The sequence below is a fragment of the Pragia fontium genome, from assembly GCF_900638655.1.
GTDB lineage: Bacteria > Pseudomonadota > Gammaproteobacteria > Enterobacterales > Enterobacteriaceae > Pragia > Pragia fontium.
The window spans coordinates 1,832,900-1,851,374 of the sequence record NZ_LR134531.1; the positions used below are offsets into that span (position 1 = coordinate 1,832,900).

At 43.3% G+C, this 18,475-nt stretch carries 15 protein-coding genes; 11 read left to right on the forward strand and 4 right to left on the reverse strand.

The window, feature by feature from the left end; all coding sequences use genetic code 11:
- Positions 1-434: 434 nt before the first annotated feature.
- From EL341_RS07950 to EL341_RS07990, 10 genes are all read left to right on the forward strand, one after another.
- Positions 435-1,688 (forward strand): HlyD family secretion protein, encoded by a 1,254-nt coding sequence (locus EL341_RS07950; protein ID WP_047780895.1) that lies wholly within the window; start codon positions 435-437, stop codon positions 1,686-1,688.
- Positions 1,689-1,713: 25 nt separating this feature from the next.
- Positions 1,714-3,873, forward strand: a complete 2,160-nt coding sequence (locus EL341_RS07955; RefSeq protein WP_047780896.1) for a peptidase domain-containing ABC transporter — start codon at positions 1,714-1,716, stop codon at positions 3,871-3,873.
- Positions 3,874-5,574 (forward strand): TolC family protein, encoded by a 1,701-nt coding sequence (locus EL341_RS07960; protein WP_047780897.1) that lies wholly within the window; start codon positions 3,874-3,876, stop codon positions 5,572-5,574.
- Positions 5,575-5,769: 195 nt separating this feature from the next.
- On the forward strand, positions 5,770-6,054 hold the full coding sequence (locus EL341_RS17840; RefSeq protein WP_428480394.1) for a transposase: 285 nt from the start codon (positions 5,770-5,772) through the stop codon (positions 6,052-6,054).
- Between the two features lie 417 nt (positions 6,055-6,471).
- Positions 6,472-8,427: a peptidase U32 family protein gene (locus EL341_RS07965; protein ID WP_126467536.1), complete on the forward strand. Its 1,956-nt coding sequence runs from the start codon at positions 6,472-6,474 to the stop codon at positions 8,425-8,427.
- Positions 8,428-8,478: 51 nt separating this feature from the next.
- Complete coding sequence (locus tag EL341_RS07970; RefSeq protein ID WP_074823057.1) at positions 8,479-10,944, forward strand: DUF3772 domain-containing protein; 2,466 nt, start codon at positions 8,479-8,481, stop codon at positions 10,942-10,944.
- Between the two features lie 543 nt (positions 10,945-11,487).
- The gene (locus tag EL341_RS07975) at positions 11,488-12,264 is read left to right on the forward strand and encodes an SDR family NAD(P)-dependent oxidoreductase (protein WP_074823052.1); all 777 of its coding nucleotides are present in this window, start codon (positions 11,488-11,490) and stop codon (positions 12,262-12,264) included.
- Positions 12,265-12,340: 76 nt separating this feature from the next.
- Positions 12,341-13,741 (forward strand): GntP family permease, encoded by a 1,401-nt coding sequence (locus tag EL341_RS07980; RefSeq protein ID WP_074823050.1) that lies wholly within the window; start codon positions 12,341-12,343, stop codon positions 13,739-13,741.
- 10 nt (positions 13,742-13,751) lie between these two features.
- Positions 13,752-14,339, forward strand: a complete 588-nt coding sequence (locus tag EL341_RS07985; protein WP_083399680.1) for a cupin domain-containing protein — start codon at positions 13,752-13,754, stop codon at positions 14,337-14,339.
- 128 nt (positions 14,340-14,467) lie between these two features.
- A complete protein-coding gene (locus EL341_RS07990) occupies positions 14,468-14,785 on the forward strand; it encodes a DUF1330 domain-containing protein (RefSeq protein WP_074823046.1) in 318 nt (105 codons plus the stop codon).
- A gap of 44 nt (positions 14,786-14,829) precedes the next feature.
- Here EL341_RS07990 and EL341_RS07995 read toward each other — a convergent pair whose 3' ends face one another.
- Positions 14,830-15,444, reverse strand: coding sequence for a PAS and helix-turn-helix domain-containing protein (locus EL341_RS07995; protein ID WP_083399679.1), 615 nt, complete (start codon positions 15,442-15,444; stop codon positions 14,830-14,832).
- Between the two features lie 582 nt (positions 15,445-16,026).
- Between EL341_RS07995 and EL341_RS08000 the strand changes: the two genes are divergently transcribed.
- Positions 16,027-16,416, forward strand: a complete 390-nt coding sequence (locus tag EL341_RS08000) for a RidA family protein (protein ID WP_047780902.1) — start codon at positions 16,027-16,029, stop codon at positions 16,414-16,416.
- Between the two features lie 246 nt (positions 16,417-16,662).
- Here EL341_RS08000 and minE read toward each other — a convergent pair whose 3' ends face one another.
- From minE to minC, 3 genes are read right to left on the reverse strand one after another with little or no spacing between them, the layout of a single operon-like run.
- Positions 16,663-16,935 carry a cell division topological specificity factor MinE gene (minE, locus tag EL341_RS08005; protein ID WP_074823043.1) on the reverse strand — a complete coding sequence of 91 codons (273 nt, stop codon included), beginning with the start codon at positions 16,933-16,935 and terminating at the stop codon, positions 16,663-16,665.
- A 6-nt stretch (positions 16,936-16,941) separates the two neighbouring features.
- Positions 16,942-17,754, reverse strand: coding sequence for a septum site-determining protein MinD (gene minD / locus EL341_RS08010; protein ID WP_047780904.1), 813 nt, complete (start codon positions 17,752-17,754; stop codon positions 16,942-16,944).
- A 23-nt stretch (positions 17,755-17,777) separates the two neighbouring features.
- On the reverse strand, positions 17,778-18,461 hold the full coding sequence (gene minC, locus EL341_RS08015) for a septum site-determining protein MinC (protein ID WP_047780905.1): 684 nt from the start codon (positions 18,459-18,461) through the stop codon (positions 17,778-17,780).
- Positions 18,462-18,475: the final 14 nt, after the last annotated feature.

Genomic DNA, 18,475 nt, shown 5'->3' on the forward strand with positions numbered 1-18,475 from the left:
AAGTTAGTAATTGTCATTGCATTTATTTACACTGTTGTTATACACTCAAAAAAATATAGCGTCTATTTTAATAAAGGGTGATGTTTTGGTATCCACTTCAAATAAGTAATTAGGTTTTTATTAATTTCTTATGAGTAACTTCTTATATGAAGTAAGTTATATTTTTCGTTGTACATAAAACGCTATTAATTCTGTCTATGCAAAATTCAGTGTTATGTAATAGATAATGATTTAGATGTTAGTGAGATTACACCGTCAAATACCGGGGGGTAATTAATAACCGGATGATAGCGTGTGATTTTTTTATTTTAAATTTGAGAAAAACTGAGGGTAGTTGAGTTAGTAAAGACAGGCTAATCCCTGTTGGTTTACTGGAACAATCATCTCACTCAGTAGCATATGCAATACCATAAATATTAAGGATAAGAGGGATTATGGGGCTATTTCGCCAGGAGGCTCTTCAGGCTGAAAAGCAAAAGTGGCTTGGCAGCGTGATGCTAAGTACACCTTTAACGCTGAAGTTTTTTACTTTTTTTGTTTGTACCACTACCGTTTTTATCGTGGTGTTCTGCGTACTATTTTCCTATACCCGAAAACAAACCGTTACGGGACAATTGGTGCCAGATAAAGGCGTTATTAAGGTTTACAGCCAGCAGTATGGTGTTGTTACGGATAAAAAGATCAAAGAAGGCGAGTTGGTTAATAAAGGTGACGTTCTTTATATTATTTCCAGCGAAAGGGAAGCGTCGAACAATCGTGGAACACAGCAGGCCATCAGTACACAAATACAGTCTCGCTTGGCTTCTCTAAATGAAGATCTGGATAAAAACCGCGAACAGTTTACTGCGGAGAAATCACTGCTCGAGAACTATATTCACCAGCTCAATAATCAAGTGAATACATTAGACAAACAAATTGTTAATCAGAGAAAAATATTACAGTTAGTGCAGCGACGTCAGCAGCAGTATCAGGATATTTATAAAAAAGAGTATATTTCTCTGGAACAATTTGAGCGGGTTAAAGAAGAGGTACTCCAACAACAGAGTGCGCTGAGTAGCTATGAGCGAGAAAAGATTAATGCTCAAAAAGAGCTGGCTGGGCGACAGTCAGAGTTAGACGGTTTATTACTGAAGTTTGATAAACAACAGTCTCAGATAGAACGAAATATCTCTTCAACAAAACAAGAACTGGCTGAAAGTGAAGCTAAGCGTGAAATCATTATTCAGGCTCCTCAGTCGGGAACGATCACAGCGGCTGTGGCTCAAACGGGGCAGTTTGTCGACAACAGCAAACCTATGGTCAGTATTATTCCAGAAGGATCCAGACTACTGGTTCATCTTTATGCGCCAAGTAATGCGGTTGGGTTTATTCAGGAAGGTGCGGAAGTTTGGTTACGCTATCAACCTTATCCCTATCAAAAATTTGGCCAGTATCGCGGTAAAGTTATCTCTATCTCTAAAACGGCATTGTTACAGCATGAGCTGAAAAGTACAGCCAGTATCAGCAATGAAGCTTCTCTTTATCAAATCACCGTTCAGCCGGAACAACAATTTGTCAAGGTATATGGAAAAGATAAGCCATTGCAACCAGGGATGGAGCTCGAGGCGGATATTACGCTGGATAAGAGAAGGCTTTATGAATGGGTATTGGAACCCTTGTTAAGCATTACAAAAAGAACAGCTGACTGACAGCCAGAGGAATAGGGAATAAAGGATGAGTTTTGTTAAGAAAATTAACTTTGGATTAACCAGTCAGCGCTTACCAGTTCTGATACAGACAGAGTCTGCTGAATGTGGACTGGCCTGTTTAGCCATGATAGCTGGCTATTATAATTACAATATCGATTTGGCGACCTTACGGGGAAAATACAGTATTTCCCAAAAAGGTGCCAACCTTAGCCAATTATTGAATATTTCAAAGCAGCTAAATTTGAACAGTCGTTCGTTGAGACTGGAGCTTGACGAACTTCCTAAGCTTAAGCTGCCATGCATACTGCATTGGGAATTTTCTCACTTCGTTGTCTTGAAAGCGATTAAAGGTAATAAATGCATTATTCACGATCCGGCATTTGGCGTTCGCCAACTGACATTTTCTGAAGTATCAAAGTCGTTTACTGGTGTAGCGGTAGAATTATGGCCAGATGAGGGATTTAAAGCCAAAGAGGAGCGTCGTCACGTTCGATTCAGGGATCTTATCGGCAAAATCACCGGTCTGAAAGGCAGTTTTATTCAGGTATTGATACTGGCGTTAGGGATTGAGCTATTTAGTATTGTCTCCCCGCTATTTACTCAATGGACTATTGACTATGTCATTGTCTCAAATGATAAAAATCTGTTGCTAACCTTGATCGTCGGTTTTGGTTTTATGATGCTGGTTCAGCAGTTGACTTCCGCCGTACGTGCGTGGGTGATGATGTATATTTCAACATCAATCAGTGTGCAATGGCGTGATAGCGTATTTCGGCATTTGATGCGTCTTCCCATTAGTTATTTTGAAAAGCGTCACTTGGGCGATATTGTCTCCCGTTTTGGTTCGGTTGATGCGATTCAATCTACGCTATCGTCATCGTTCTTTGTGGCTATTCTCGATGGTCTGATGACGATTGTGACGTTGGTCATGATGTATATCTATAGCCCAATGTTGGCAACCATCTGTCTGATCACCATGCTGTTTTATGTTATTGGCCGGATCCTTTGGTATCGGCCATTACGTATGGCAACCGAGGAGCAAATTATCCATGGCGCCAAACAGCAAAGTCACTTTTTAGAGACGGTACGCGGCGTCAGAACCATCAAATTATTCCAACGTCAGGCGGAACGTACTGCAGATTGGATGGCTTTGTTGGTCCGGCAGGTTAACTCCGGCGTTCGAGTACAAAAACTACAGATTTATTATCAGCAATTGAACGGATTACTGTTCGGGATTGAAAACTTAGTGGTCTTAGGATTGGGGGCGGTGATGGTCATGGACCAAACATTTACCGTTGGGGTTTTGATGGCTTTTACGTCGTATAAAGGGCAGTTCAGTAGCCGTATTAGTAGCCTGATCGATAAATATTTTGAATTGAAGATGTTGAGTATTCAAACCGAACGTTTGGCTGATATTGTACTCACTGAACCTGAAGATGCCATTGAACAAAAGCAGGTTGCCCCACAAACCAAACCGCCGAGAATTGAGTTTAAAAACGTCAGTTTCCGCTATTCAGAACATGAACCATTGGTGATTAATGATGTGTCATTCACCATTGAACCTGGGGAATGTGTAGCACTAGCCGGCGCTTCCGGCTGCGGTAAGACAACGTTAAGCCAACTGCTAATCGGTAGTCTGGAGCCAAACTCCGGCGAAATACTGATTGACGGCGTTAGCATTAGAAACCTGACGGTTGCGAACCTCAGACGTTTTAGTGCCACCGTATTGCAGGATGACGTGTTGTTCGCTGGATCGATTCTGGACAATATCACCTTCTTTGATCACAACATTAATCATGAATTGGCGGTTAAATGTGCTTGTATGGCGGCGATTCATCATGATATCGAACAAATGCCTATGCAATACAACACGTTAGTTGGTGATATGGGGATTGCCTTATCCGGTGGTCAGAAACAGCGAATCTTATTAGCCCGAGCGTTGTATAAGCAACCTCAGCTCATCATTCTTGATGAGGCGACCAGTCATCTCGACGTTCAACTTGAACAGTTGGTTAACCAGTCCGTTAGTCAATTAGCCATTACCCGTTTAGTTATTGCTCATCGTCCACAAACCTTGGCTATGGTCGATCGAATTATTGTGATTGAAAATGGAACCGTAGGACAGGAGCTGACACCGGCTGAGCTTTTCCAAACCGCCGAGCCGGTAGCAGAGGAGGGTAATTAATTGAAAAAGATACTTCTTGCCAGCCTGATTTATTCAGTCCTGTTTCCGGTTGGAACTGCCAGTAGCGCAGTAAACAATGTACACAATTTCATTGATGATATTGCAACATCAAGACCGGTATCAACCGGGGAGAGTCGAGCTGTATCCATACCGCAAAGCGAAACCTCCCTTAAGGAATTGCCGGATGCAACACAATATCTGAGAGAAGTTAAAGCCAATCCGAATAGGGTTGCTCAGCAATCCGAGGGGAAAACATGGACCAAGGTTTCATCGACCTATCAAGGTTCAAATGAGATCTCAACGGAGTCACCATTATCGCAACCCGAGCAGTCATTATCTCAGTCAACCTCATTGACGCCGCCGCCGGCTCAAAATCAGGTGGTAGTACAAGATTTCTCCGTGAAGAAGGGAATGGAACCGGATATTTGCCTGACGAACGCGGCGAGTAAGAACAAGCTGAGCTTTTATGAGGTCGTTGTGTTAGCGATGTGTAACGACCCTAAAGCTAAGGCGACCTGGCTGAATTTACGCCATTATCAAATTGCCAAAGACGGTAGTTATGCCGGTTATATGCCGACGGTAGATCTGACTTCATCTTTTAATCATACCGACAACACGACTAAGGTTGAAGGGCAAGATATTGATATTAAAAAGGAGTCCTGGGCACACACCTTGGAGCTGAGTTGGCTTTTATTCGATTTTGGCCAGCGAGAAGCTAGCGTAGACCGCGCGAAAAGTGAATTAATAGCCGTAGAGTTTTTATCGCTATCTGATTTACAGGATGTGGTTCTGGATTCTGCTCAGAAATACTTTTCCGTTATCGCTGCTGAAGCTTATTTGGACGCTGCCCGAGATATCGAACTGATCGCTTATAAGAGCCTACAGGTTACCAAGGCTAAGCGTGAAGCGGGAATTGGTGTATTAGCGGATGAATTACAGGCTAAAAACGCCGCCTTATCAGCCACAAACTATCGTATTAAAGCGGAAGGTGATGTGCGCAATGCGATGGGTGCTCTGGCCTCAGTGTTGGGGAAAAATATTACTAAAGACATTAGTTTCCAACGTGGTTTAACGGTGCCTTCTCAGCGCTCTCTTAATGATATTAATCAACTGATTGAGAAGGCGTTGAATCAACATCCACAGTTGTTGTCGGCGAAAGAACAGATAAGGGTTTCAGAGAAAGAGCTTGATGTGGCAAAGAGGGGCTTTCTACCCTCGGTCTATTTTACCTCCCGTTGGGGCAACGATCGCCTTAAATACGGTCCTGGCTATGATACCGAAGAGCTGTATATGGGGGTTAACGTCAAAGTTCCTCTATTTAGCGGTTTTAGCCAGTATAACGCAGTAAGGACAGCGCAAAATAAAGTTGAGCTGACAAAGAATCAGTTAGCTCAAACTCGGCAAGATATTGCGCTACAGGTATGGCAAACCTATCAACGATTAACAACCGCGCAAAATAATCTAACAAATATGAGTGAATTAGTCGCGTCATCACGTAAAGCGTATGACATTGCTCGTGGTCGTTATCAATCTGGCGTCGGTAGCATCTTAGAATTACTCAATACGCAAAACGACCTGTCAGAAGCGCAAATGAATAATGTAAATACCATGGTGGACTGGCACTTGGCCCGGCTTGCGTTAGCTTCAAGTTTAGGTCAGCTGAACGTGTCTACCATCAAAAACAGTCCACTTAATCAATAAAAAGTGAAGTTTTGAAAAATAATGAAGTTTTGTTTTGTGACAGGAAAAGGAATTGATTTATCAACAGATTTATCCTGTCTGAAACAAATTGGCACAATCGGTTAATCGTTGTGTTCCAAAATGCCACTTAAGGCAGAAAATGCGTACAGCCGTTGCTATCGCTTTTCAGGGCGTGAGATATATGGAGGTATTGAAATGAAAAGTCGTCTGATTATATGTCATCATTGTAGCGAGAGAAACTGTGTTCGTAGACACGGAAAAGCTCGTTCTGGGTTACAAAGGTATTTTTGTTCAAACTGTAAACGAACATTTCAGATTAACTATATTTATCAGGGGCACGAAGGGAAGATTCTACGTCAGGTCGAGTCCATGTACGATGAGGGAAAAACCAGGGCAGAAATTTGTCGAAATCTGGGAGTTAATCCAGTGGTCGTTGATCGCTATCTTTATCTGATTTCAATGGAAAGTGACGCATATTAAGCATTATCATTTTGCCTGAATATCATTTATCAGGAACGTTTATTTGTATATTTATGCGATGTCGTATTTTGGGGAGGAGCTGAAGAGGATAGCTGGATAGGTGTTTTTCTTCAGCTATTTCTCTTGAGCATGATTTGGTGTATCAGTGTGGTTATTTTAATCAATTAAACATATGGCGTTTTCCCTCTCTGGGCAGTATCCCCTTCAATAGGAAATGATTCCTGACAAAATATTCCGCTATCAATCTGACAATGCGAGAATAATCAAATCTAAGGTACAATACGCAATCGTGAATCATGGTCTATTCACCAGTTAAAAATTGGTTGAATATTAATGGTTTAGTTTTAGCCATGTTTAGACCGGTATCCATTGCAAACGTGTAGCAATTCCGATTAACAATAATATAAATCAGTGAATATGAGACTTTTAGACAATCAAATTGAATTACTTAGCCCGGCTCGTGATGTAGAAATTGCTCGTGAGGCTATTTTGCACGGTGCGGACGCTGTTTATATTGGTGGCCCCAGTTTTGGCGCCAGGCATAACGCGGGGAACAGTCTCAGAGATATTGCTGATTTAGTCACGTTTGCCCATCATTACTACGTTAAAGTATTTGTTACTCTGAATACCATTTTGCATGATGATGAACTTGAACCAGCGAGGAAGTTGATCAGCCAGCTCTATGAGGCCGGTGTTGATGCGCTGATTGTACAAGATATGGGCATTCTACAGCTGGATATTCCGCCCATCGATCTCCATGCCAGTACTCAGACAGACATCCGGACGGTAGAGAAAGCTAAATTCCTGTCGGAGGTTGGTTTTTCCCAGTTGGTTTTAGCCAGAGAACTGAGTCTGGAGCAGATAGGACAAATCAAACAAAATGTGGATGCATCTATTGAATTCTTTATTCATGGGGCTTTGTGTGTCGCATTTTCTGGTCAATGCTATATTTCTCATGCGCAAACTGGTCGAAGTGCTAACCGTGGTGACTGTTCCCAAGCTTGCCGTCTGCCTTATACCTTAAAGGATGATAAAGGGGGCGTGGTTGCCTATGACAAGCATTTGTTATCGATGAAAGATAACGATCAGTCGGCTAATTTGTCTGCCTTAATTGATGTTGGCGTACGTTCATTCAAAATTGAAGGGCGTTACAAAGATATGGGCTATGTGAAAAACATTACCGCCTATTATCGCCAGCAGCTCGATCTTATTTTAGAGCAGCGCCCGGATTTATCTCGCGCTGCCAGCGGTAAAACAACACACTATTTTACTCCCGATCCGCAAAAAACGTTCCATCGCGGCAGTACCGACTATTTTGTTAATCAACGAAAAATAGATATTGGTGCTTTTGATTCTCCAAAATTTGTCGGATTACCGATAGGAGAAGTGCTGAAAGTGGCGGATAAATATCTCGATGTTCAGGTTACTGAATCGCTAAGTAACGGTGATGGGTTGAACGTTTTGATTAAGCGTGAAATTGTTGGCTTTCGCGCCAGTAAAGTGGAGAAGGTTGATAGCCTGCGTTATCGCGTTTACCCGAATGAAATGTTAAGTGAGTTTAGTAAATTAAGGCCGAACCATCCGCTAAGCCGCAATTTAGATCATGTTTGGCAACAAGCATTATTGAAGTCATCCAGCGAACGCCGTATTGATGTTGAATTATATTTAACCGAAGGGGCCTCAGGCCTGGAGCTTCAGGCAACATGCGAAGAAGGTGTCATGGTTACAGTGTCACTTAATGAGCGGTTTGAAGTGGCCAATCAGATCGAAAAGGCGCGGAAAAGTCTGCAGGACGGGCTTGCTAAGCTTGGGCAGACAGTCTACCGCGCTAGTAAGGTGACTATCGATTTACCGACGGTTTATTTTATTCCCAGCGCTCAGTTAAATCAGTTAAGACGTAATGCCATTGATGCATTAACCATTGCTCGTTTAGAAAATTATCAGCGTGCCGAGCGTCGACCTGTTTCCGTTCCGGCGCCGGTTTATCCTGAGACGCATCTAACGTTTTTGGCTAACGTTTATAATCATAAAGCTCGTGAATTTTATCAGCAGTTTGGCGTAGAGTTGATTGATGCCGCTTATGAAGCTCATCAGGAAAAATCCGATGTTCCGGTGATGATTACCAAACACTGCTTACGCTTTGCTTTTAATTTGTGCCCGAAACAGGCAAAAGGCGTTCAAGGGGTTAAAGGTCGAGCGACGCCGATGCAATTGGTGCATAACGATGAAGTATTAACGTTAAAGTTTGACTGTAAGCCTTGTGAGATGCAGGTGTGGGGTAAGATAAAACCTCATGTCCTGAAAACGCCGCTAGCCGGTAGTATTGTGGCGTCAATTAGCGTTGATGATTTGAAGAAGACCATTAAATCATAAAGAAAATAACTTAGCGATGGAATGTGATTAGGCTTTGAGGTTGTACTTATTATGCGCAAATTTTCACGGACCTTACTACTTTGTTTTTCCATGTTGCTTATTGGTTGGTCATCCGCAAGCATGGCGGTCAATAAATCTAATACTGTTGGGAAGAACAGTGACACCACAACGGCCGTTGAAGAGAACAAAACGGTTAAGACGGCCGATTTGGAAGACCTACAGCAGCAGTTGAATGAGATAAAGCAGCAGGTTTCTGCTGCTTCTAAAGATAGTCAGCTTAGCGCATTAAATAATCAGGCAGCGGAGTTAGCTAATAAGGCGGATGAATATACCACCATTTTATTACCTAATTTGGCGCAGATAAAAACTCAGTTAGAGGTAGTTGGCCCAGCGCCCGAACCGGGAGCGCTGGACGAATCTGCTGAAGTGAGCAAAAAACGTAACAGCCTTAATAATGAGAAAGCGAAGATTGAGAAGAATCTGGACTATGCTCAAACGCTAAAGAGTAATGCGGCTAACCTTTCCAAACAGATCATTGAGTTACGCCGGAATGCCTTGAAGACTCAACTGGCATTGGATGCGGGTAGCATATTAAGTTCTCGCTTTTGGTCGCCTATTTTTAGTCCTCTGCCGGAGGATCAGCTTAAATTTGACGATTTTTGGCAACAACTGAAAGATACCTGGTCTGCCGCTTGGGAATCGGATGTTTTTTGGGGTTCCTTAAGTCTGGCGCTACTTTCTATTGCTATCTGGCTCTGTAGTCGACGGTTAATGGAAAATGTATTGGTGTGGATCAGTGCCCGGGTATTTCCCGATGGCAGGCTACGCCGCAGTTTTCTGGCTTGTGCCATGGTAGTGGGAACGGTGGTGACCATCTATGGTGGCGCTAACCTGATGTATTTGGTGTTTGCCCGTAACTATCAGCTTACGCCGTTGATGCAAGGGTTTGTTGATGCGCTACTGGGATTGACCATTTTCTCAGCCTTGATTGTGGGTTTGGGCAGGGCGCTATTATCAATTCAACGACCATCATGGCGCCTGATGCACCTGCCGGATCCTTTAGCTCATGCACTTCGTCGCTATCCAGCGGCAATGGCTATTTTATTGATGCTTTTTGGTACCATTGAGCAGATGAATTCCGTAGTCGGTAGCAGCGTCTCTACGGCGATTTTCGGCAACGGTATTGCCTCGTTGTTAATTGGACTATTGCTTGGCTCAGCCACATTACGGGTTAATAAAGCACGTAAAAAACTGAGGGCTCAGGACGAGACCGTGGAATCTCGTTCTACCATTGTGGGTTTGATTTATCTCTCTGCTACAGTGGTTTCGGTGGTGATATTACTGGCATTAATGATCGGTTATATTCCATTAGCCCGCTTTCTTACCTATGAAGTGGTGTGGTTCAGCATTGTATTATCCTGCCTGTATTTAACGACTAAGCTAACCGGCGATCTGTGTGAGAGCTTGTTTTCTGAACACCACGCCAGCGGTAAATGGATTAAACAAGCGTTTAATCTGGATGGTCGCTATTTAGAACAGGCCAGTATCCTGTTTTCTGCTATTGGCAGAACCATCCTGGTACTGTTGGCAATTATTGCCTTGTTTAACGGTACCTATGGCTCAACGACGCCGATGACGATTGTCGATAAAGTTATCGAAATTATGGGCAGCGATAGTCTCGGCAAGATTAATATCGTACCGGCTAATTTGATGAATGCCGTTATTTGTTTAGTGGTTGGCCTATACATTCTGCGTACGGCACGACGCTGGTTGAATACCAAGTTCCTGCCGAAAACTGCCATGGACTCCGGCATGCGAATGTCGTTGGTAACGCTATTCAGTAATATCGGTTATGTGTTAGTTATTCTGGTTACCTTGTCCGTATTGGGCATAGAGTGGAATAAATTGGCCTGGATTGTCAGTGCATTATCCGTCGGTATTGGTTTTGGCCTACAAGAAATCGTGAAGAACTTTATTTCTGGCCTGATCTTATTAACAGAACGACCGGTAAAAGTTGGTGATTTAGTCAGTATAAGTGGCGTTGAAGGGGATATTCGCCGTATTAACGTCAGGGCGACTGAAATTCAGCTCAGCGATAAATCAACGGTGATTGTACCTAACTCTCAACTGATTTCTCAGAATGTGCGTAACGTTACGATGGGCAATGCCCAAGGGGTTGCAACCATTCCGTTGATCTTTCCGTTGGATATCGATCCTGAGCAGGTCAGGGATATTCTCCTGGAGGCGTATACCCAGCATGAATCCATTCAAGATATGCCCGCACCGTCAGTTTCGTTTAGTCAGCTCACGCCTGATGGTATCACGCTAAGCGTAACGGGATACGTCAGCAGTCCGCGTATTGTTAGCCGTACCAAAAGTGATTTGTTGTTTGATATTCTTAAGCGTTTGCGGGTTGCCGGGGTGCAACTCTCCAGTCCACAGAATCTGGTGGTGCAAAATCTTCCTGCGGAGATTGCGGCGAATTATACGGATAACGCGAAGAAAGATGATGCCTAGATAAGCGTGATTCTGAAGTGGTGAACGTTATCTAGGTGTCAATAATGCAGGGGTTATTTGTTTTCTTTTCTTTCACCAAATAGTTAGCGCGTTGAGATTGATGCTAACTATTTGGTGGTCATGTTCAAAGCGGCTGAATTTAATGGCTCACTTTTATTGTTTATAAGCTTCGTGTTAATCCTCTCGTAAAACTCAAATCGTCTAATAAGAACGTTTCATCTCAACTTGTTACTTCAGCTTGAAATTTTCCGTTTTTAACGACCATCACCTCCGATTGGAGGCATTCATTCCATATCGGCATTTTATATATCAATAGGCGGGATTTTTATCACACGCTGAAACTCAATTTGATTAGGTAATTTTACGACTAGAAACGGCATGATTTCTGACTGATATTAGCGAAGCATTGTTAATGAAAAGAAAATTAATTGTTAATTATTTCCTTGTTACATCTCGGCCGTTAAATGCTCACTGGGTGCCACTTTCATCATTTGATAAGTACTGCGGCCTGCTAATTCATTAAATTTATAAAAGGATTACGGTATGCGATTTCCCGATAAAACGGTCTTTGTAACTGGCGGCGGATCCGGTATCGGTGGGGCAGTTAGTCAAGCATTTGCGATTGAAGGGGCACGTGTTGCTATCGCCGATCTTAATTTTACCCATGCTAAAAAGGTCGCGGATGAAATTACGAGCAAAGGTGGTAAAGCCATCGCTATTTCACTTGATGTATCGAGTGCTGAGTCGGTAGATGCTGCATTTTCACAGGCTGAAGCTTGGTACGGTGAAACAACGAACGTCTTGGTAAACAGTGCTGGCATCATTGGTATCAATGCTTTTCTTGATTATACATTGGCACAATTTCAGCAAGTGATGGCGGTGAATGTCACAGGGGCATTTATATGCGCTCAGCGGGCGGCAAGAAGTATGGTTAAGGCAAACGCTGGACACATTGTGAATGTAGCTTCCGTTAGTGCGGAGCGGGCTGGGGTTGGCCGGATTGCTTATGGGACATCCAAGGCGGCGATGGTGGGTTTAACCAGACAACTGGCCATGGAATTAGGTCCATATGGCGTGACGGCCAATTCGATAGCTCCAGGCCCGGTATTAACCCCGATGACCGCAGCAAGTTATACCACAGAAACCATCGATGCTTACACTTCGATGATTCCAGCCAGACGGTTAGGTACGTTGGATGAAATGACCAATGCCATTCTTTTTCTGGCATCCGATCATGCTCGTTATATCAATGGCATCTTTATGCCGGTTGATGGCGGTTATCTTGCTGGGGGCGTCAATAAAACCGGAAAAATAAGCTAGACGTGCTGAGTAGGATATCGATTTCTTGCCCAAAACCGGGAGGAGAAAAAATGTCTGTTATAGAGATGATAATAAAATGCCTATATTCATAGTGTTGTCAGCATTAGCATTTCTCATGGTTATGGCCTATCGAGGGTATAGCGTGATACTTTTCGCGCCCATTGCGGCACTCGGGGCTGTGTTATTAACGGATGCATCCGCTGTCGTGCCGGTCTTCTCTGGCGTTTTTATGGAGAAGATGATGACTTTTATGAAGTTATATCTTCCGGTATTCGTTTTGGGGGCGCTGTTTGGCAAGGTTATTGAAATATCGGGTTTTTCGTCGGCGATTGTCGCTGCGGTTATTCGATCTTTTGGACTATCAAGAGCCAATATCATTATCGTCGCTGCGTGTGCGCTGATGACTTACGGTGGTGTTTCGGTCTTTGTTGTCGTTTTTACGGTCTATCCATTTGCCGCAGAACTTTATCGGCAAAGTAATATCCCAAAGCGACTCATGCCGGGCGCACTCGCTCTGGGGTCGTTCTCTTTTACCATGGATGCATTGCCTGGTACGCCACAAATCCAAAATATCATTCCCACCACCTTTTTTAATACGACATCGTTAGCCGCGCCAGTACTGGGCATAGCGGGCTCTCTTTTCGTTTTAACCACAGGATTGGTTTATCTTGAAATACGACGACGCACGGCAATAAAAACCGGCGAAGGTTATGGCAAGAATAACGACAATGAACCAGAGAAAGTTGAGGTTTCTAAATTACCCCATCCGTTGTTAGCAATAGCACCGCTGTTATTAGTTGGTGTGGTGAATTATTTATTAACGGTTTTCATACCGCAATGGTATGGCAACTCTTATAACGTTACCAATGAGGTTTTACGGGGTATTCATACGCCAATAACGGGGTCAATCGCCAGCGTCTCAGCCATCTGGGCCGTCGAGGGGGCGCTGCTGTGCGGGATTCTGTTTGTCATTCTGACGGCTTATAAACCAGTGAGTAAACGTTTTACTGCCGGTTCTAAAACAGCGATTTCAGGCGCATCGATGGCGGCATTGAATACTGCATCTGAATATGGTTTCGGCAGTGTGATTGCCGTGTTGCCAGGATTTCTGATGGTGGGCAGTGCATTACAATACATTCCCGATCCGTTGGTGAATGCGGCAGTATCGGTGACTACGCTGGCGGCGGTGACCGGTTCCGCTTCCGGGGGACTCAGCATTGCATTAGCGGCAATGGGCGACCAATTTATTCTTGCTACGCAAGCAGCGCAGATACCACTAGACGTTTTGCACCGGGTTGTTGCTATGGCAAGTGGTGGAATGGATACGCTTCCTCACAATGGTGGCGTTATTACCATGCTGGCTGTCACAGGACTTACTCACCGACAGTCATATAAAGAGATCTTTGGTATCACGATAATTAAAACGATTGCGGTGTTTGTTGTCATCGCGGTTTATTACATAACTGGATGGGTATGAGGTTATAGCCATGCCATTTAATCAAGAACGCTTTATAAATCATAAAAGCGAGTTGTACCGAGGTGTTGATCATCGTCCGATGATGGGGGGATTTACACGCCATCAACCAGATAGTCATATTTATGTAAACCGGAGGAATACAATGAAAAGTAGTCTAGATTCTTCGAATTCATCACTGCAACCGAAGTCCCCAGCGGAACTACTCAAAAAACTGACTTATGCTACACCTGAGACAGCACCTTTCGTACCTGGGCGCCGGGCATTTTTTAAGTATCGAGAGCTTGGTCTGACAGATGCTACGGAGGGGCAGGTAAGAGCTCAAGTGACAATGGCAACAGGCGTCATGCAGCAAACGGGATGGCATTACCACATCTGCGATGTTCATTTTATCTATACCCTGCGAGGCTGGATTGATCTTCAGTTCGAAGACGGAAGGACTATTCGAGTGGGTGCTGGCGAGTCGCTCTTTATTCCACCCGGTCTAAAACATAACGAAACGGCCATCTCTGAGGATCTGGAGTTATTTGAAATGTCGGTACCCGCGAAAATGGAAACCGTTCCCTGTAATCCGCCGGAGGGTATCGGCAAATTTGCATAATCCTGTCGGATGTACGCCTTCTGTAATCAATAGCTGATGAGGCAGAAGGCTTTCTTCATTTAATAATGCGATCGGTATTTGAAGGTTGACTACATATTTTTGCATCATATCTATGCATAGGGAGAGTTATGATTAAACGAGGATATCTTTTTGCTGAGTTGAGGGTGCTTGATTCTGAGGTTTTTTATAAAGATTACATGAGCCGAGTTGAGCCAATTTTGAAAAAGTATGAGGCACGATTTTTAGTTTCCACTAATGTGCCAGAGGTTCTTGAGGGCGGAAGAAATGTGCCGCGCGTTATTATACTGGAGTTTAGCTCTGTTAACGTCGCTAAAGATTTTTATTACTCACAAGAATATCAAGAAATCATAACGTATAGATTTCGTTCTGCGTATACACATCTCTATATTCTGGATGGTTTACCGGTACAAAATGACTTGGAATAGGCGTATTCCAGCTCTGATTGTGATATGTGGGGGATATCACGGCGTTAAAGATATCGACCAATAAGCTTGGCGACAAGTTCGCCCGTAGATTTCGCGGACAGCTTCTGCATTAACCTTTCTTTATGCGCTTCTACCGTGCGTTGACTGATACCAAGTTGCCTGCCAATTTCTTTGCTGGATTGACCCAGCACGAGAAATTGAGCAACTTCACGTTCACGTACAGTCAATTCTCTGGACACTGGCCGACGTAATGATATGTCTTGAAAAACCCAAGTGGCAGATTGGAGTGGATCGGCTTTGTCGATTGCCTGCCCTGAGGCATAACACCAAAATAAACGTCCTGTTTTATGGCGCATGATGCGCTCATCACTGTACAAACCTGTTTCACGCATAACTGCTGCGGCTCGATTGCCGGTATGCTCGAATTCCGTAAGAGAAGGGTATAAGCAATCTAATGATCGATCGATAAGTTCATCAGACTCATAGCCAAACATATCAGCGAAGGCTTTATTGTAAAAACTGATTGTTCTTATTTTAGCAACGACGAGTAAGCCGACAGGAGAAAAATGAAAAGCAACATTTAGCAATTGTTCATTATTGCTAGTATTGTTGATATGAATATTATTTTCTAATGGTGGCTGAAAATTTTTATTGAGCATTTAAACATCCCTGATTCATTTAATTTGCTGATTACGTAAAGGTTTAAAATATTTATCAGTCGACTATTCGTATTAAAAATCAATCATATTAAATCGCTGGTAGTTAGAGGTCAGTCATTCTCCTGGGGCTAGAAGCCACGCTGACTTAGCGACAGCAAACCATTGCCCCTGACCCGATGGTAAAAGGGGCTAAGGTATGGCAATGAGGAGAAAAGTTTTCCTTGTTTTTACTTTGATGAGTCTCTTTTATTTATAAATAAACAAATAAAAATATACGAGGAATTAATATCACTTTTTTGAACAGCATCAAAAAAACGAAAATAATTTTTTAACAAAAAAATGTTTTTATATTATTAAGCTGAATGATGTCTCATTCATTTAATTGCCTAACATTTTATAGTTATGTGAAGTGGAAGATTTAATGATAAATAATCTAAGAAGTAACGTTTAAGATACATTGGTATTACATATTTATGCTTGATTAGTAAAATAATACTAATAGTCTTGCTACGGCCCTTATGCCACTATCGGTTAGACTGAAGTTTACCATTGATCAAGTTAATCCGATAAGGAGTATAGAGTATGCCAAGAATTGTCTACGATTCGCCAGAAATTGTTGCCTCGGGGCCTTATTCCAATGCTGTTGACGCTGGAGAGTTGGTCTATTTTGCCGGGCAAACGGCCATGAATTCTGAAGCAGGCGTTGCTTATGCAGATGACATTCAAAAGCAAACGGCTCAATGTTTTAAAAATTTATTGGCGTTGCTTAAAGCGGCTGGCTTGAGTGAGAGCGATGTTGTAAAGGTTAACGTTTATCTGACGGATATGGAAAATTTCTCAGAAATGAATGAAGAATATAAAAAATATTTTTCTGCGCCTTATCCAGCTCGAACCTGCATCGCAGTACTGGGCTTGCCTTTGGGGGCCGAAGTAGAAATTGAAATGATAGCCAGAAAAGCCAAATCAAATTGATTGTTGAATAATTTTTAATATCGCCAACGATAAAAAATACTGTTTCCCACGCGTTATATTCTGCCTGCTGATATTTATCGGCAGGTTTCTGTGCGTGTTATTTATAGGTATGGGGGGTATTTGTCGGACGAGGTTGGTGGATTCTGATTTGTTATTGTTCTGTTTTATCCCGATTTCCGGTAACAGTAAAAATATTTACTGTTACCGGGGACCAGACTGCCGTTACTTTTACCAGGAAGCGGTTATTTAGCGCTTCGGCGGCTCTTCATTTTCCGGCAGGGTAACGTTAAGTTCTAACACGGAGATATCATCTCCTTTTTGCTCCAACTGAACGCTGACCATTTCAGGATCGATTTGTACATATTTGCAGATAACTTCAAGAATATCTCTTTTCAGTTGTGGCAAATAGTGAGGTTCGCTGTCTCCGCGACGGCGTTCGGCAACGATAATTTGCAGCCGCTCCTTGGCAATATTGGCTGTTGCCTTTTTGCGGGACAGAAAGAAATCTAACAGTGCCATGATGCGTTATCCCCCGAACAGTCGCTTTAATAAACCTTTCTTTTCTTCCGTTAGGAAGCGGAATGGTTTCTCTTCGCCAAGAAGGCGATCGATGGTATCGGAATAGGCTACGCCTGCATCGGATTCGGTATCAAGAATGACCGGTTCACCTTGGTTAGATGCCCGTAAAACCGATGGACTTTCAGGAATCACACCAACCAATGGAATACGTAGAATCTCGACCACGTCTTCTACGCTTAACATATCACCACGAGTTACGCGGCCAGGGTTATAACGCGTTACCAACAGATGTTCTCTGATCGGATCTTCGCCATTTTCTGCGCGTCTGGACTTGGAAGCCAGAATGCCAAGAATACGGTCAGAGTCGCGAACCGATGAAACTTCAGGGTTAGTGGTAATAATGGCTTCATCAGCAAAGTAAAGCGCCATCAGGGCGCCACTCTCAATACCAGCAGGAGAGTCACAGACAACAAAGTCGTATCCCATCTCGTTTAAATCTTCGAGTACTTTGGCGACGCCTTCTTTGGTTAGCGCATCTTTGTCACGGGTTTGAGACGCAGGCAGAATATAGAGGTTATCTGTACGTTTATCTTTGATCAGTGCTTGATTTAGCGTGGCATCACCTTGAATAACGTTTACAAAATCATAAACGACACGGCGCTCACAGCCCATGATCAGATCAAGATTACGTAAACCGATATCGAAATCGATAACAACGGTCTTTTTACCTCTTTGTGCTAAACCAGTAGCAATGGCAGCGCTGGAGGTAGTCTTACCAACGCCTCCCTTACCGGAAGTAACAACAATAATACGTGCCATAGCGTGTTCCTTGTAAAAAAGGCTTAATTTAATGATTCAATGGTTAAAATATTATCTTTCAAAAACAGACGGGCGCTGTGCTCATAAAATGTAGCTGGTATCCGGTCACTTAACCAATATTGACCGGCAATTGATACCAATTCAGCTGCAAGCTGGGTACAAAATACCTGACAACTAGCGTCACCGCTGGCTCCAGCAAGGGCACGACCGCGCATCATGCCATAGACATGAATATTACCGTCGGCAATCAGCTCGGCACCGGCACTAACATGGCTGGTGACGATGAGGTCGCAATCGCGGGCATAAATCTGCTGACCGGTACGGATAGGCGTACTGATAATTCGTGTTTTCACGACTGGCGGCGGTGCCACAATAGGCGCAGATTTTGGTGATTTCGGCGCTTTTCCTTCCGTCAATAACGGTAAGCCAGCCAATTGAATGGAAAGCTTTTGCTCGTCATTCTGAAAACCACTTACGCCAACCACACGTAAACCTGCATCCGATACGGCGCGTTGGATTTGTAACCAATCAGCATCGGAAGGTAGAGTAGCAACGTTCAGAACCACTGGGGCGTTTTGTAAAAACGCCGGTGCCTGCTTTACTTTTTCGGTTAAAGCTTCACGAATAACTTCAGGTTCTGAATGATTTAAATGAACAACTGACAGAGTAAAACTACTGCCTTTTAATTCAATTGGCGATTGTGACATCTATCCTGACTCAA

Excerpts from the sequence above, each read along its gene's own strand:
- EL341_RS07950 (WP_047780895.1), top strand. The coding sequence starts at position 435 with ATGGGGCTATTTCGCCAGGAGGCTCTTCAGGCTGAAAAGCAAAAGTGG.
- EL341_RS07955 (WP_047780896.1), top strand. The coding sequence starts at position 1,714 with ATGAGTTTTGTTAAGAAAATTAACTTTGGATTAACCAGTCAGCGCTTA.
- EL341_RS17840 (WP_428480394.1), top strand. The coding sequence starts at position 5,770 with ATGAAAAGTCGTCTGATTATATGTCATCATTGTAGCGAGAGAAACTGT.
- EL341_RS07965 (WP_126467536.1), top strand. The coding sequence starts at position 6,472 with ATGAGACTTTTAGACAATCAAATTGAATTACTTAGCCCGGCTCGTGAT.
- EL341_RS07970 (WP_074823057.1), top strand. The coding sequence starts at position 8,479 with ATGCGCAAATTTTCACGGACCTTACTACTTTGTTTTTCCATGTTGCTT.
- EL341_RS07975 (WP_074823052.1), top strand. The coding sequence starts at position 11,488 with ATGCGATTTCCCGATAAAACGGTCTTTGTAACTGGCGGCGGATCCGGT.
- EL341_RS07980 (WP_074823050.1), top strand. The coding sequence starts at position 12,341 with ATGCCTATATTCATAGTGTTGTCAGCATTAGCATTTCTCATGGTTATG.
- EL341_RS07985 (WP_083399680.1), top strand. The coding sequence starts at position 13,752 with ATGCCATTTAATCAAGAACGCTTTATAAATCATAAAAGCGAGTTGTAC.
- EL341_RS07990 (WP_074823046.1), top strand. The coding sequence starts at position 14,468 with ATGATTAAACGAGGATATCTTTTTGCTGAGTTGAGGGTGCTTGATTCT.
- EL341_RS07995 (WP_083399679.1), bottom strand. The coding sequence starts at position 15,444 with ATGCTCAATAAAAATTTTCAGCCACCATTAGAAAATAATATTCATATC.
- EL341_RS08000 (WP_047780902.1), top strand. The coding sequence starts at position 16,027 with ATGCCAAGAATTGTCTACGATTCGCCAGAAATTGTTGCCTCGGGGCCT.
- minE (WP_074823043.1), bottom strand. The coding sequence starts at position 16,935 with ATGGCACTGTTAGATTTCTTTCTGTCCCGCAAAAAGGCAACAGCCAAT.
- minD (WP_047780904.1), bottom strand. The coding sequence starts at position 17,754 with ATGGCACGTATTATTGTTGTTACTTCCGGTAAGGGAGGCGTTGGTAAG.
- minC (WP_047780905.1), bottom strand. The coding sequence starts at position 18,461 with ATGTCACAATCGCCAATTGAATTAAAAGGCAGTAGTTTTACTCTGTCA.